The sequence below is a fragment of the Streptomyces sp. NPDC001002 genome, assembly GCF_053599215.1.
The window spans coordinates 14,622-28,656 of the sequence record NZ_JBSFLV010000060.1; the positions used below are offsets into that span (position 1 = coordinate 14,622).

Consider the following 14,035-nt stretch of genomic DNA (forward strand, 5'->3'; position numbering starts at 1 on the left):
ATCAGGTTACGAGTCCGTTTCCTAAATGACTCCAAGGGAATTCCTGGAGCAGTGTACGAATTCCCCGGGAGGTATTTCTCCCCGGGGAATCCGGACGTTTCGAAATACTCAGGGGCCGCTCGCCCGGCGGGCCGAGAGGCGCAGCATGACCGGGCCCGCGAGGGCGGCCACGCCGCCGGCCACGAGGACGCCGAGCAGCACCCAGCGGATCAGTCCGAGCACCTCCGACGGGGTGGAGCCGCCGGACTGGGCCACGTTCTGCTTGGCCGGGTCCGTCTCCGACGGGGCGGCGGAGGGCGCGGGCGTGTCCGAGCCGCCCGGGTCGGCCGCGGCACCCGAGGTGCCGGCCGAACCGCCGGTGCCGGTGCCGCCGTCGGCGCCGCCGAGCGAGCCGCCGCTGCCGGTGCCGCTGAGGTCGCCGCCGCCTCCGGAGGTGCCGCCGTCGGACTCCTCGGCGTCGGGCAGGCCCTTCTCCAGCTGTGCCGCCACCTGCTTCGCCTGTGTGCGCAGGGCCACGGGCAAGGGCGCGTAACCGAGGGGCAGTTGACCCTTCACCGTGCCCTGGGTCTGTCCGTCGCCGGCCGCGTAGCGGATCACCTTGGCGTAGTCCTGCCGGGCGTCCTTGGCCTGGTCGAGGGAGGCCGCCGCGTAGACCACGGCGGTCAGCGGATAGGCGCCGTCCTTCATCCGGGTCGGGTCGGTGGTCTTGACGCCGGCCACGTCCGAGTCGGGCATCTGGGCGACCGCCTTGAGCAGGGCGTCGGTGGTCGGCTTGACGTACTCGCCGTCGGCGTTGGCCAGGGCGGCGGCGCCCAGCAGATAGCGGGTCGCGGACGCGTTGTCGACGAAGCCGTACTGCCGCTGTTTCGTCGGGATGGGACGGCCCAGCGGGGTCAGTTTCGGCACGTTGTTGGTGGCGACGCATTCATAAGCGGTGCCGATGTCGCCGCGGCGCACCTTCAGCGCCCCCTCGTGCATGTCATTGACATAGGGGACGACGTCGAGGCCGGTGCGGGTGATCGAGAGGCCGTTGCTCGACGGGCAGACTACTTTCGTGGGCGTGAGATCAGACTTGGGATAGAAGTCCAGGGAATCCGAGACGACCCCGTCCTTGTACGAGGGGTTCACCTTCATTCCCCAGGGGTCGGCTTTTCCTTCGATGAATTCTTTCGCGGCGCTGTTCGCCAGAATGTATTTCCACACCATGCGGGCGGAGTCGGTGTTGTCCACGGTGACGGCCAGACCCAGCGGGGCGTTGCCGGCCGCCTGGCCCGCGAGGTCCGGGTTGAGTTCGAGGAACTCGGGGTCCTTCACGATGGACGCCGGATTGCCGGCCAGGTACTCGGGGGTGCCGTCGGTCGGCTGGAGCAGGCTGTAGGGGTAGGACTGGGTGAGCACCTTGGCCAACAGCCGCTGGTTCAGCTTGAGTTCGTGCAGCGGCAGTGTCTGGGTGCCGCCGCTGTCGTACATCCAGACGAAGCCGACCGTCAGGCCCGTGACCGCGACGGGCGCCTGCACCACCTGGGCCATGCCGTCGACCGGCTCGACGGGATCCACCGTCATGGCGAGCCCCGCCGCCGAGTCGCCCGAGGTCACGGCGTCACGCGCCTGCTGCTCACCGGACTGGGTGTAGTTGAAGCGGTACGCCCCGGTCCTGCACAGCGCGCTCTGCCACGAGGTGATGGCGTCGGTGGCCAGTTCGGAGCCCATGATCCCGCGCTCGGGCTTGTCCGGGTCGCAGTTGTCCGTGACCGGCGCGAAGTCGAGCGGGAAGACGATGCGCTGGTCCCAGTTCGTCCTGCTGAGCGAGGAGGCGACCTGGTTGCCCCCGCCGTGCGTCCTGCCGTCGGGGTCGTGGGTGCCGTGGGGCACCACCACCAGCCAGCACGGCTGCATCGTGCCGGCCGCCGTGGTGCGGGCGCCGCAGCCGAGGGCGGGCTGCTCGACGGCCGACTTCGCCTCGAACGCGATGTCGCCACCGCCGTCGCCGTCGTTCGGCAGGAACGCGACGCCGTTGGTGTCCCCGTCGGTGAAGTACGTGGTGTCCGTGCCGCTCGTGGTGGGATCGCCCTGGCCCTCGACCGGCTGGAAGGGCACGTAGTGGGTGCCGTTCTTGTCGACCGGCGTCGAGGTCTCGGTCTCCAGCGGGTCACCGATCCCGGAGCCGGCCTGATAGACGAACCGGCCGTCTCCCGCCTGCGATCCCGCGCCCAGTCCGTACTCGCACTGGGTGCGGTCGGGGCCGGACGCGTCGTCGCCCCAGCACTGCATGATCGACAGGAAGTTGGAGTACACGTCCTCGGACGGCTGCCCGCCCGTCCAGGACACCTGGACGCCCTGCCCGGTCAGGTTCTTCGTCTGGTGCACGGTGACCTTGAGACCGGAGAAGTCGTCGCCGTTCGTCCCCTTGGTCCCGCTCTTGGTCACCGCCGAGCTCTCGCCCGTCGCCGCCTGCGCCCGGTCCGTGCCCGGGGGCAGCGGCAGCACCGCCAGCACCACGGCGGACAGCAGGCAGCCCACACCCGCGGTCACCCGGCGCCGGCCGGCCGGCGTCCGTAGGGTCAGCCGTCTCATCAGAACTCCCTCTTGCGGCGCGACCGTGCCGCCAGCGCCCGTGCGGTGAGCGGTGGTCCGACGACCACCAGGACGAGCAGGACCGCCGACAGCGCCATGAGGGCGCCGCGCATCCCGCCGGCGCTGTCGGAGGCGAGGCTGACCGGGTTGGCGGCGACGGAGGTGTCGCCGGTGCCCGTGCCGTCGCCGCTGACGACCTCGCCGGTGTCGGGGTCGACGGTGCCGCCCGAGGTGCCGCCGGCCGTGGCGCTCGCGGTGCTGTCGGGCTTTCCGTCGCCGTTGGTGTCACTGCCTCCGGTACCGCCCGTGGCGGACGAACCGCCGGAGGAGGAACCGCCGCCCGACGAGCCGGAGCCGCCCGAGGTGTTACCGCCCTGCGCGCCCGGCTTCACCGGGGTGTCGGTGTCCGCGGCCCCTGCGGTGCCCGTGGTGCACTGCGTCGACCCCTTCTTGTCGCAGGACTTGGGGTAAGGGGCGTTCTTGATCAGGGTGTTGACGCCGCCCGAGAAGGTGGGGTTGCGGCAGCTGTTGATGTTGATGCTGCCCGTGGGTGCGCCCGGCACCTTGCGGATCTGGGCGAAGCCCGCCTGCACGAGGTTCTTCGGCAGCGGCGAGTAACCGAGGTCGTCCGCCTGCTGCTGGCCGTCGCACAGGAAGTAACGGGCGAACGTGCCCAGCGAGTTGCCCTTGGCGTTGGTGAAGCCCGCCTCCGCCTTGGTCGGCAGGATCATGTAGCTGTAGCTGGAGAGCGGGTAGGTACGGGCGTCCGGGTTGGCGTAGACCTTGTCGAGGATCTGCGTCAGGTAGTTCACGGACTGCTTGTTCTCGTTGATCTCGGCCTTGGTCAGCGCCACCGCGACGCTCGCGGCGGTCGGCTCGACGTAGTAGCCGTCCTTGTTGAGCACCTTGGCCACCGGGAAGCCGGTGTTCTTGGCGTAGGAGTACTCGACGTAGGTGATCGCGCCCTCGCCCGAGGGCTGGCGCACATGGCCCGAGACGCCCAGCGAGCCGGACTTGGAGATCATCGCGGAGCCGCTGAGCAGCGGGTAGTTGGAGGTCATGCCGCAGTTGCCGCTGCCGCGCCCGGTGCGGGAGCAGTAGTCGCTCCACAGGGCCGGGTACTGCTTGGACATCCAGGTGGTGAACTGGGCGCTGGTGCCGGAGCCGTCGGAGCGGACGACCGGGACGATCGCGCGGGCCGGCATGGTCAGGCCCGGGTTGTCGGCGGCGATCGCGGGGTCGTTCCAGCGGGTGATCTTCCCGGTGAAGATCTTGGTGACCACATCGCCGGACAGGCGCAGGTTGGTGACCATCTTGCCGTTGATCTTGAGGTTGTACATGAACGCCGTACCGCCGGCCACGATCGGCATGTAGGCGTAGCCGCGGCTGGGCGGGGTGTCCGTGACGCCCTGTTCCTTGAGGCCGTAGGGGATCTCGGAGACCGCGAAGTCGACGGTCTTGTTCTTGAACTGCTCACGGCCCTGCGAGGAGCCGTTGGCGGTGAAGTTGACCGTCATGCCGTAGTTGGCCTTGACGTTGCGCACCCACTGCTGGACGGCGTTGGAGCTCCAGGTCGAGCCGGAGCCGGTGATCTTCGCGTAGGAGGCCGCCGTGGCCGATTGCGGCTGGACGGCGAGCAGGGCGCACAGCAGTGACAGCACGGTGGCCGCCAGACGGAAACGAGTGGCGGGTCTCACGAGGAACTCCCGTTTTCGGTACGGACGTCGGAGTGCGGGGCGGGGAGCTGGAGGTGCGCGGCGGCGGGGGCCGCCGCGCGGTGGGCGAATCGACGCGCGTCACGCTGGGAGGCGAGCACGCGCCGGTGTTCCTGACGGCGGGTCAACTGGCCGGGGCCGCGCCCGCCGACGATCCGGGCGGCGATGAACAGCAGCAGCACCAGCGCCATCAGCAGGGCCGCCGTACCGAAGCCGCGCGAGATCATCGTCGGCTCGGGCGACTTGACGAACTCGAAGGTGGCCAGCGGCAGGGAGACCATCGGGCCGTGCAGCGGGTCGAGGTTGAGCTCGGAGGTGAAGCCGGCGGTCAGCAGCACGGGCGAGGTCTCGCCGATGCCGCGCGCGGTGCCGAGGATCACCGAGGTGGTGAGGCCCGAGCGGCAGGTCGGCAGCACCACGTGCCACACCGTGCGCCAACGGCTCGTGCCCATCGCGTAGCTGGCCTCGCGCAGGGTGCCGGGCACCAGCCGGATGACGACGTCGGCGGCCCGGATGATGATCGGCAGCATCATCACCGACAGGGCGAGCGCGGCGGCGAAGCCGGACTGGTCGAGGCCGAGGCCGAGGATCACAGTCGCGTAGATGAACAGGCCCGCGACGATCGAGGGCAGCGCGGTCATCGCCTCGACGATGGTGCGCACGAACCGCGAGTAGGCGCCGGGCACTTCGGTCAGGAACACCGCGCAGACCAGGCCGGCCGGCACGGTGATCACCAGCGCGATCACGATCATGATCAGCGTGCCGGCCGCCGCGTGCAGCGCCCCGCCCACACTGAGCGGCTCCAGCGGTCCCGCCAACTCCATGTCCTGGGTGAAGAAGTTCAGGTGCACCAGCGCCTGCCGGCCCTCGACGAGCGCGTAGAACACGACGAAGGCGAGGATCACCACCATCAGGACGCCCATCGACCGCACGACCGCCGCCGCGATCCGGTCGACGATCGCGGGCCCGTCCTCGTCGAAGGAGACCAGCAGGGCGTAGATCAGCAGGAAGAAGCCGTACGCCATCACCACGAAGCCGACCGCGCCGTTGAAGGGCAGCAGCCGGGCGAACAGCAGCCAGGTCAGCGAGAGCGCGGAGGCGGCGGCGCCGACCATGGCGTACACGTCGGTGGCGCGCAGCTGCGTCAGGGCCCGCCGGCGCTCACCGCCGGGCGCGACGGCGCGGGCCGGGCCCGGCAGCGTGGTGCGCGGACGGCCGGTCGCCGCACGCGCACCTGGCGCTTCGGGGGCAACGGTCATGGTCGCTCATTCCTTGTCTGGCGTGTGGGGCGGGGAGGCACTGGGCCGGATCGCGAGGGAGGGCGGAGGAGGGGCGGAGGTGCCGGTCGCGGGGAGACGGCGGTCGGAGGGGCAGGGGGACGCAATGTCGGCGGCCGGAAGACGGGACGGGGGCACCTGTCGAGCCGCCGGCCGGGCATCACGCGTCGCTGGACGCGCCGGAGCGGGACCGGGCGACGATGGACGAGGCGGCGAAGTTGACGACCAGCGTCATGAGGAACAGGGCGAAGCCGGCCGCCATCAGCGCGGACATGCCGAACTCGCTGGCCTCTCCGTAGCGCAGGGCGATCAGCGAGGAGACCGAGCTGGTGCCGGACTGCAGGACGTGCCACTGGATGTCGAAGGTCAGCGAGATGATCATGAAGATGGCGATCGTCTCGCCGAGCGCGCGGCCGAGCCCGAGCATCGTGCCGCCGATCATGCCGCCGCGCCCGAAGGGCAGGACGACGCTGCGGATCATGCCCCAGCGGGTCGCGCCGAGCGCGTAGGCGCCCTCGCGTTCACCGGCGGGCGCCTGGGTGAAGACCTCGCGCATGATCGAGCAGATGATCGGCGCGATCATCATGCCGACGACCAGTCCGGCGATGAAGGTCGAGGAGGTGTAGATGCTCTCCGGCGCGAGCGGGTCGTCCGGATCGGCGCCCCGCACGGAGAAGACGGGGATCCAGCCGAAGTAGGCGGAGATCCAGCGGGCCGTGGGCAGGACCTTGTCCTGCAGGAAGAACAGGCCCCACAGCCCGTAGACCACCGACGGCACCGCGGCCATCAGGTCGACGACGGTGACCAGCGTCTGGCGCAGCCGCGGCGGGGCGTACTCGGAGATGTACAGGGCCGCGCCGGTGGCCAGCGGTACGGCCACCAGGACCGCGACGGTCGCGATCAGGATGGTGCCGACCAGGACGGCCGCGATGCCGAACTTCCCGGCGTCCGGCGCCCATTCGGAGGTGGTCAGGAACGACCAGCCGGCCCGGTCGAGCGCCAGCCAGGCGCGGTAGAGCAGGAAGCCGCCGACCAGCAGCATGACGGCCAGCACGAAGCCGCCGCCGGAGCGCAGCACCACGCGGAAGACCCGGTCGGGCAGACCGGGATCGGCGTACAGGCGTCTCGGTACGTCGACGTCACCGACATCGATGTCGCCGACACCCGCGATCACGGGCTGCGGCTGTCTGGATCTTCTCAGCGAAGGCACGTTTCAGACACTCCGTGCCATCGGTTGACATGCCCATCCCGAAACGTGAACGAGAGGTTCCCAGGGGGCAACTTCGGTTACCCGGGGTCACTCACGACTCGCCCATGACTCACGTCTCGCCCCATAACTCCGGCCCCGCACCGACCAGTTCGGGCAACAGGCCACGGAACCGGTCGTACGCGGCCCGACAGGTCGCGTGCCGCTCGTACGTACGGGCCGATCCCGCCAGATGCCGGCCCGCCGCGTCCCAGACCACCCACACCCAGCCGCCACCCTCGGTGCCGTGCTGGATCCCGCCGCCCATCTCGCCGTGGCGCGCGCACAGCCGGACGAACGCCGCCCGGCACTTGTCGTGGGTGTCCTGCGAGGTCAGCGATACCGCCACCGAGCGTCCGTTCGGCGCGATCAGCCGCCATCCGAACCCGCCCGTACCGTTGATGTCGATCTGACATCTCATGCCCACCACCGCGACGGCAGGTCTTGCCGTCCCGCCGGACCGCTCCATGTCCCCACCCCCGCCGCCCCTTAAAAAAGTAAAATCCGCAGGTACGGCACTGGAGGGGCAGCGACACCAAATCTACTGAGACAGGAGTGACGGGGGCCGGACAAACCTGACGGCCGCCTCCACGCTTCATGTCGAAGTATCCCCTCGGTAACCCCTAGGAAAGGCTGAGGGAAAGCGCTCACCACGACATGCGGACAACGTTGCCAAATGGGGCACCCCCGCCACGGGGTGCCAAATCTCCGGGCGTACGGGCCGTCAGCCCACCGCGAGCAGGATCACCAGCAGCACGGCCCCGGCCAGCGTCGGCACCGCGACCTCGTACGCCCAGCGCACGGCCACCTCGCCCTGAGCCGTCTCGGCCTGCCCCCGGGTCTCCATGAACTCCCGCAGCTCGTCCATGACCTTGTCGGTCTCCGCGCGCATCGGCCCGTCCGCCTCCGCGGCACCGCGCGAGAACCCGCCACCGAGGCCACCGCCGAGTGCGCCGCCGCCCCCGAAGGCACCGCCGAAACCGCCGCGGCTCCGCCCGCTCCTCCCGGCGGCCTGGTCCGCCGCCGCCCGGGACTCCCGCCGGGACGCCTTCTTCCGCGCCCGCAGGGAGACGGGGACGGACCACAGCTGGTACTTGGTGCCGGACTCCGCCACGACCTCGTTCGAGAAACTCGATCGCAGCGAGGCGACCTGCCCCCAGGGCAGCACGATCACCCGGAACGGGTTGCGGATGCGCATCCGGTCCGCGTTGGCGTACACCGCGGGGCGCAGGGTGAAGGCGACGATCGGCGGCACGACGAGGATGAGCGTGGCGAGGGCGAGCCACGGCGTGCGGCCGTGGCCGGAGAAGATCGCGTCCAGGCCGAGCCAGGCGACGATGGCGAGCAGCAGTACGCCGCCGGCGATTCCCGCGGGTGATCGGTAGATGCGGTCCCTGGACTCGGCTGCCGGGGCCTGCGGCGCGGGGGGTTCGTGGGGCGGGGTCGTCATGGTGCCGATTGTGCCTCAGCGGTGCGCCCGGTCGCCGTTGGGGGGATCCGTACGTTTGCGAGTGCGGGCCGTATGTGGCTGGTCGCGCCCACGCGGCGGAGCCGCACATCGATACAGCCCCGCGCCTCTTCGGGGCACGGATCTTCCCGGGGCTGTACAGCCGCTACGCGCGTAGATATGCTCGTCTGGTGACCATGCCCACCACTGCACCTGCTGCACACGCACTCGGCGAGGTAACGGCTTCCGACAGCACGCTGCGCCGTTTCCTCCACGGGCTGCCCGGCGTCGACGCGGTCGGCCTGGAGGCGCGCGCCGCCTCGCTCGGCACCCGTTCCATCAAGACCACCGCGAAGGCGTACGCCATCGACCTCGCCATCTCGATGGTCGACCTGACGACGCTGGAAGGCGCGGACACCCCCGGCAAGGTCCGGGCGCTCGGCGCCAAGGCGGTCCACCCGGACCCGACCGACCGCGCGACGCCCTCGACCGCGGCCGTCTGCGTCTATCCCGACATGGTGCCCGCCGCCAAGGAGGCCGTCGCCGGCTCCTCGGTCAAGGTCGCCTCCGTCGCCACCGCCTTCCCGGCCGGCCGCGCCGCGCTCGACGTGAAGCTGGCCGACGTGCGCGACGCCGTGGCCGCGGGCGCCGACGAGATCGACATGGTCATCGACCGCGGGGCGTTCCTCGCGGGCAAGTACATGAAGGTGTACGACGAGATCGTCGCCGTGAAGGAGGCCTCGGGCGCCGCTCGCCTCAAGGTCATCTTCGAGACCGGCGAGCTGTCGACGTACGACAACATCCGGCGCGCGAGCTGGCTCGGCATGCTGGCCGGCGCGGACTTCATCAAGACCTCGACGGGCAAGGTCGCCGTCAACGCGACGCCCGCGAACACCCTGTTGATGCTGGAGGCGGTGCGCGACTTCCGCGCGCAGACCGGCGTCCAGGTCGGCGTGAAGCCCGCCGGTGGCATCCGTACCTCCAAGGACGCCATCAAGTTCCTGGTCCTGGTCAACGAGACCGCGGGCGCGGACTGGCTGGACAACCACTGGTTCCGCTTCGGCGCGTCCTCGCTCCTGAACGACCTGCTGATGCAGCGTCAGAAGCTGGCCACCGGCCGCTACTCCGGCCCCGACTACGTGACGGTGGACTGATCCATCATGGCTACCTTTGACTACGCGCCGGCGCCCGAGTCCCGCTCGGTCGTCGACATCGCCCCCTCCTACGGCCTGTTCATCGACGGCGAGTTCACCGAGGCCGCCGACGGCAAGGTCTTCAAGACCGTCTCGCCGTCGACCGAGGAGGTCCTCTCCGAGATCGCCCAAGCCGGCGAGGCGGACGTCGACCGCGCGGTGAAGGCCGCGCGCAAGGCCTTCGAGAAGTGGTCGGCGCTGCCGGGCGCCGAGCGCGCCAAGTACCTGTTCCGCATCGCCCGGATCATCCAGGAGCGCAGCCGCGAACTGGCCGTCCTGGAAACCCTGGACAACGGCAAGCCGATCAAGGAGACGAGGGACGCGGACCTGCCGTTGGTCGCGGCCCACTTCTTCTACTACGCGGGCTGGGCCGACAAGCTGGACCACGCCGGCTTCGGCGCGAACCCCCGACCCCTCGGTGTCGCGGGCCAGGTCATCCCCTGGAACTTCCCGCTCCTGATGCTGGCCTGGAAGATCGCCCCGGCGCTGGCCACCGGCAACACGGTGGTGCTCAAGCCCGCCGAGACCACTCCCCTGTCGGCGCTGTTCTTCGCGGACATCTGCCGCCAGGCGGGCCTGCCCAAGGGTGTCGTCAACATCCTTCCGGGATACGGGGATTCGGGCGCCGCGCTGGTCGCGCACCCGGACGTCAACAAGGTCGCCTTCACCGGCTCCACGGCCGTCGGCAAGGAGATCGCGCGGACGATCGCGGGCACCCGCAAGAAGGTCACCCTCGAACTCGGCGGCAAGGGCGCGAACATCGTCTTCGACGACGCCCCCATCGACCAGGCCGTGGAGGGGATCGTCACCGGCATCTTCTTCAACCAGGGCCAGGTCTGCTGCGCGGGAAGCCGGCTTCTTGTCCAGGAGTCCATCCAGGACGAGCTGTTGGACTCGCTCAAGCGCCGCCTGTCCACGCTCCGCCTCGGCGACCCGCTGGACAAGAACACGGACATCGGCGCGATCAACTCCGCCGAGCAGCTCGCCCGGATCACCTCGCTCGTCGAGCAGGGCACCGCGGAGGGCGCCGAGCGATGGTCCCCGGAGTGCGAACTGCCCTCCTCCGGCTACTGGTTCGCCCCGACGCTCTTCACGAACGTCACCCAGGCGCACACCATCGCGCGCGACGAGATCTTCGGCCCGGTCCTGTCGGTCCTCACCTTCCGCACCCCGGACGAGGCCGTCGCCAAGGCCAACAACACCCAGTACGGCCTGTCGGCGGGCATCTGGACGGAGAAGGGCTCCCGGATCCTCGCCGTCGCGAACAAGCTGCGCGCGGGCGTCGTCTGGTCCAACACGTTCAACAAGTTCGACCCGACCTCGCCGTTCGGCGGGTACAAGGAGTCGGGCTTCGGCCGCGAGGGCGGTCGCCACGGCCTGGAGGCGTACCTCGATGTCTGATAAGTCCGACAAGAGCGAGCAGCAGCGGCTGAGCGTCTTCAAGACCTACAAGCTGTACGTCGGGGGCAAGTTCCCCCGTAGCGAGAGCGGCCGGGTGTACGAGGTGACCGACTCAAAGGGCAAGTGGCTGGCGAACGCGCCGCAGTCCTCCCGCAAGGACGCCCGTGACGCGGTCGTCGCCGCCCGCAAGGCGTTCGGCGGCTGGTCCGGCGCGACGGCGTACAACCGGGGGCAGGTCCTCTACCGCGTGGCCGAGATGCTGGAGGGCCGCAAGGACCAGTTCGTGCGTGAAGTCGCGGACGCGGAGGGCCTGTCGAAGGCGAAGGCGGCCGCTGTCGTCGACGCGACGATCGACCGCTGGGTCTGGTACGCGGGCTGGACCGACAAGATCGCCCAGGTGGTCGGCGGCGGCAACCCGGTCGCGGGGCCCTTCTTCAACCTGTCCTCCCCGGAGCCGACGGGCGTGGTCACGGTCCTCGCCCCGCAGGACTCCTCGTTCCTGGGCCTGGTCTCGGTGCTGGCCCCGGTGATCGCGACGGGCAACACGGCCGTCGTGATCGCCAGCGAGAAGTCCCCGCTCCCGGCCCTGTCGTTGGGCGAGGTCCTGGCCACCTCCGACGTGCCCGGCGGTGTCGTCAACGTCCTCTCCGGTCGGACGGCGGAGATCGCGACGCCCCTGGCCGCGCACCAGGACGTCAACGCGATCGATCTCGCCGGCGCCGATGACGTACTGGCGAAGGAGCTGGAGATCGCGGCGGCCGACAACCTCAAGCGCGTTCTCCGTCCACAGCCTGTGGACGAAGTCGACTGGTCGGCGGCTCCGGGCCTCGACCGCATGACGGCGTTCCTGGAGACGAAGACGGTCTGGCACCCGACGGGCGCCCTGGGCGCATCGGGTTCGTCGTACTGACCGATCCCCCCACGAACGAGCCGCGCCGCCCCACCATCCGGGGGCGGCGCGGCTCTCTTCGCGCGTGCGTCAGCGCAGCAGCCCCGTCACCGGTCCCACCACCGGGATGCTGCCGATCGACTCGGCCTGGGCGACCGGGCCGGTCAGGGCCTGGGTGGCGAGGGGCTTGAAGTCGGCGAGTTGGGTGCCGAGGCCGTTGTCGAGGGGGTCCACGCCGGTGCCCGCGAGGGGGTTGGGCTTGAGGTCGGCGACCGGCCCGGTGACGTAGCCGACCATGCCGGTGAGGGCCTGCGTGCCGGCCTGCGGGTCGATGGTGCCGAGGGACGTGGGTCGGGTGCGCATCACGTCCAGCACCGGCTCGGTGTCCGCGGCGGCCGACGCGGCACCGGCGCCGAGCGCCACGCCTGCCGTCGCGAGGGCGACCAGGGCCCGCTGGGCGGTCGGGTTCGGGGAGGACGTGTGTCGTGCCATCGCTGGTGCCACCTTCTGGTGCGCAGGGTAATCGTGTCGACACGAAGGGTAGTTGAGGTGTGATGCGCACTCCAAAGACGACCCGCGGGGTCGGCAGGGCGTACGGAATACGTCAAACTGGTGACCCGTGAGCATCCATGTCCCTTCCTCCGCCCGTGTCGTGCTGCTCTGCGGCCCCTCGGGCTCGGGCAAGTCCCTCGTCGCCGCCCGCTCCGGCCTGCCGGTGCTGCGCCTCGACGACTTCTACAAGGAAGGGAACGACCCGACGCTGCCGCAGGTGGCGGGGAGTTCCGACATCGACTGGGACCACCCGGAGTCCTGGGACGCGGAGGTCGCGGTCGCCGCGATAGCCGAGCTGTGCCGCACGGGCCGTACGAACGTGCCCGTGTACGACATCTCGCTCAGCGCCCGCACCGGCGAGGACGCCGTGGACATCGGGCGCACGCCGCTCTTCGTCGCGGAGGGCATCTTCGCCGCCGAGATCGTGGGGCGCTGCCGTGAACTGGGGCTGCTGGCCGACGCGCTGTGCCTGAGCCGCGGGCCGATGCGCACCTTCCGGCGCCGGTTCCTGCGGGATCTGCGCGAGGGCCGCAAGTCGGTGCCGTTCCTGCTCCGCAGGGGCTGGCGGCTGATGCGTCAGGAGCGGTCGATCGTCAGCCGGCAGACCGCGCTGGGTGCCCACCCGTGCGACAAGGACGAGGCCCTGACGCGGCTGGCCGCGGCGGCGGTGGGCCGCCGGCCCGCGGCGACGCCGACCGTCTGACCCTCCATACAGAAGGAGATCGGGGCGCACGAAAAAGCGGGACTGGACGGACCCCCCGGCCCTCCAGTCCCGCTTCCCCGTTCCCCCGTGGTGCTCCCCCGTGCTTTCCCCCGTTGGCCCCGTTCCCCCGTGGCCCCCGTTGGATCCCCGCCAGCCGTTCACCACCCCCCAGTGGTGCCCCCTCGGCTGCCGTTCCCCCCACTTGCTTCCCCCGTGCTTCCCCCGACCCTCAGGCGACGAGCTCCCCGAAGGCGTCTTCCTCGTCACGGCCGAAGCTGAGGACCTCGTCCTCGCGCATCCGGCGGAGCGACCGCCAGATGCTGGACTTCACCGTGCCGACACTGATGTCGAGGATCTCCGCGATCTCCGGGTCGGTGCGGCCCTCGTAGTAACGGAGGACCAGCATCGTGCGCTGGAGTTCGGGGAGCCGGGCGAGCGCCTGCCACAGGACCGCGCGCAGTTCGGTGCCGCGCATCGCGTCCGTGTCGCCGGGCGTCTCCGGCAGTTCCTCGGTCGGGTACTCGTTCAGCTTGCGGCGGCGCCACGCGCTGATGTGCAGGTTGGTCATGGTGCGGCGGAGGTAGCCCCCGACCGCGGCCTTGTCGCTGATCCGGTCCCACGCCCGGTAGGTCGAGAACAGCGCGCTCTGCAGCAGATCCTCGGCCTCGAAGCGGTCGCCGGTCAGGTGGTAGGCGGTTGCGTACAGGGAGGCGCGACGCTCCTGGACGTAGGCGGTGAACTCCGCCTCCGACAGCGAACGACGTTCCCCCGTGCCCTCCCTGTACGCGCTTCCCCCGTGTGTCTCCCCCGTGACACTGTCAACCACCGTCATGTACCCGGTGTGCTGACGCCCGGTGCCGCGAGCGCACCCCCGCCCGCTCACGGCACCGGACTTCTCTGAACCCCGGGTGACGTCGTGCAGTCGCGTGACAACCGCGCTTGCGCTTGTGCTGTGCAGCGTGTTCATCTCGCGCCCCCCGTCGTGGACTTCCGGTGTTCGGCCTGCTCAGGCGGTGCTGCCTCGCGGCGTTTCCTTGC

At 70.4% G+C, this 14,035-nt stretch carries 12 protein-coding genes; 4 read left to right on the forward strand and 8 right to left on the reverse strand.

Annotation, left to right across the window (positions count from 1 at the left end; all coding sequences use genetic code 11):
* Positions 1-108: 108 nt before the first annotated feature.
* The 6 genes from ACWDR3_RS25875 to ACWDR3_RS25900 all read right to left on the reverse strand — a co-directional run bounded on the left by ACWDR3_RS25875 (position 109) and on the right by ACWDR3_RS25900 (position 8,262).
* The gene (locus tag ACWDR3_RS25875; RefSeq protein ID WP_450354960.1) at positions 109-2,574 is read right to left on the reverse strand and encodes a hypothetical protein; all 2,466 of its coding nucleotides are present in this window, start codon (positions 2,572-2,574) and stop codon (positions 109-111) included.
* Positions 2,574-4,271, reverse strand: coding sequence for a phosphate ABC transporter substrate-binding protein PstS (pstS, locus tag ACWDR3_RS25880; RefSeq protein WP_450354961.1), 1,698 nt, complete (start codon positions 4,269-4,271; stop codon positions 2,574-2,576). Before pstS ends, ACWDR3_RS25875 begins: the two co-directional genes overlap by 1 nt.
* Positions 4,268-5,548, reverse strand: a complete 1,281-nt coding sequence (gene pstA, locus ACWDR3_RS25885; RefSeq protein ID WP_450354962.1) for a phosphate ABC transporter permease PstA — start codon at positions 5,546-5,548, stop codon at positions 4,268-4,270. Before pstA ends, pstS begins: the two co-directional genes overlap by 4 nt.
* Positions 5,549-5,726: 178 nt before the next feature.
* The gene (gene pstC / locus ACWDR3_RS25890) at positions 5,727-6,776 is read right to left on the reverse strand and encodes a phosphate ABC transporter permease subunit PstC (protein WP_450354963.1); all 1,050 of its coding nucleotides are present in this window, start codon (positions 6,774-6,776) and stop codon (positions 5,727-5,729) included.
* Between the two features lie 109 nt (positions 6,777-6,885).
* Positions 6,886-7,233, reverse strand: a complete 348-nt coding sequence (locus tag ACWDR3_RS25895) for a hypothetical protein (protein ID WP_450354964.1) — start codon at positions 7,231-7,233, stop codon at positions 6,886-6,888.
* Positions 7,234-7,536: 303 nt separating this feature from the next.
* Positions 7,537-8,262, reverse strand: a complete 726-nt coding sequence (locus tag ACWDR3_RS25900) for a PH domain-containing protein (protein ID WP_450354965.1) — start codon at positions 8,260-8,262, stop codon at positions 7,537-7,539.
* 194 nt (positions 8,263-8,456) lie between these two features.
* Between ACWDR3_RS25900 and deoC the strand changes: the two genes are divergently transcribed.
* Genes deoC through ACWDR3_RS25915 form a run of 3 tightly spaced genes read left to right on the forward strand, consistent with a single transcriptional unit; the run spans position 8,457 to position 11,763 of the window.
* On the forward strand, positions 8,457-9,413 hold the full coding sequence (deoC, locus tag ACWDR3_RS25905; RefSeq protein ID WP_450354991.1) for a deoxyribose-phosphate aldolase: 957 nt from the start codon (positions 8,457-8,459) through the stop codon (positions 9,411-9,413).
* A gap of 6 nt (positions 9,414-9,419) precedes the next feature.
* Complete coding sequence (locus tag ACWDR3_RS25910; RefSeq protein ID WP_450354966.1) at positions 9,420-10,853, forward strand: aldehyde dehydrogenase family protein; 1,434 nt, start codon at positions 9,420-9,422, stop codon at positions 10,851-10,853.
* Entirely contained in the window at positions 10,846-11,763 is a 918-nt protein-coding gene (locus ACWDR3_RS25915; protein WP_450354967.1) for an aldehyde dehydrogenase family protein, read from the forward strand. The genes ACWDR3_RS25910 and ACWDR3_RS25915 overlap by 8 nt, the downstream gene beginning before the upstream one ends.
* Before the next feature lie 69 nt (positions 11,764-11,832).
* Here the strand turns inward: ACWDR3_RS25915 and ACWDR3_RS25920 are convergent, their stop codons facing one another.
* Positions 11,833-12,234: a hypothetical protein gene (locus tag ACWDR3_RS25920; protein ID WP_450354968.1), complete on the reverse strand. Its 402-nt coding sequence runs from the start codon at positions 12,232-12,234 to the stop codon at positions 11,833-11,835.
* A gap of 127 nt (positions 12,235-12,361) precedes the next feature.
* Between ACWDR3_RS25920 and ACWDR3_RS25925 the strand changes: the two genes are divergently transcribed.
* Entirely contained in the window at positions 12,362-12,997 is a 636-nt protein-coding gene (locus ACWDR3_RS25925; RefSeq protein ID WP_450354969.1) for a uridine kinase, read from the forward strand.
* Positions 12,998-13,226: 229 nt separating this feature from the next.
* On the opposite strand, the gene ACWDR3_RS25930 is transcribed toward ACWDR3_RS25925, so the two are convergent.
* A complete protein-coding gene (locus tag ACWDR3_RS25930; protein WP_450354970.1) occupies positions 13,227-13,964 on the reverse strand; it encodes a SigE family RNA polymerase sigma factor in 738 nt (245 codons plus the stop codon).
* Positions 13,965-14,035: the final 71 nt, after the last annotated feature.

Excerpts from the sequence above, each read along its gene's own strand:
- ACWDR3_RS25895 (WP_450354964.1), bottom strand. The coding sequence starts at position 7,233 with ATGAGATGTCAGATCGACATCAACGGTACGGGCGGGTTCGGATGGCGG.
- ACWDR3_RS25930 (WP_450354970.1), bottom strand. The coding sequence starts at position 13,964 with ATGAACACGCTGCACAGCACAAGCGCAAGCGCGGTTGTCACGCGACTG.
- ACWDR3_RS25910 (WP_450354966.1), top strand. The coding sequence starts at position 9,420 with ATGGCTACCTTTGACTACGCGCCGGCGCCCGAGTCCCGCTCGGTCGTC.
- ACWDR3_RS25920 (WP_450354968.1), bottom strand. The coding sequence starts at position 12,234 with ATGGCACGACACACGTCCTCCCCGAACCCGACCGCCCAGCGGGCCCTG.
- ACWDR3_RS25875 (WP_450354960.1), bottom strand. The coding sequence starts at position 2,574 with ATGAGACGGCTGACCCTACGGACGCCGGCCGGCCGGCGCCGGGTGACC.
- pstA (WP_450354962.1), bottom strand. The coding sequence starts at position 5,548 with ATGACCGTTGCCCCCGAAGCGCCAGGTGCGCGTGCGGCGACCGGCCGT.
- ACWDR3_RS25915 (WP_450354967.1), top strand. The coding sequence starts at position 10,846 with ATGTCTGATAAGTCCGACAAGAGCGAGCAGCAGCGGCTGAGCGTCTTC.
- ACWDR3_RS25900 (WP_450354965.1), bottom strand. The coding sequence starts at position 8,262 with ATGACGACCCCGCCCCACGAACCCCCCGCGCCGCAGGCCCCGGCAGCC.
- deoC (WP_450354991.1), top strand. The coding sequence starts at position 8,457 with ATGCCCACCACTGCACCTGCTGCACACGCACTCGGCGAGGTAACGGCT.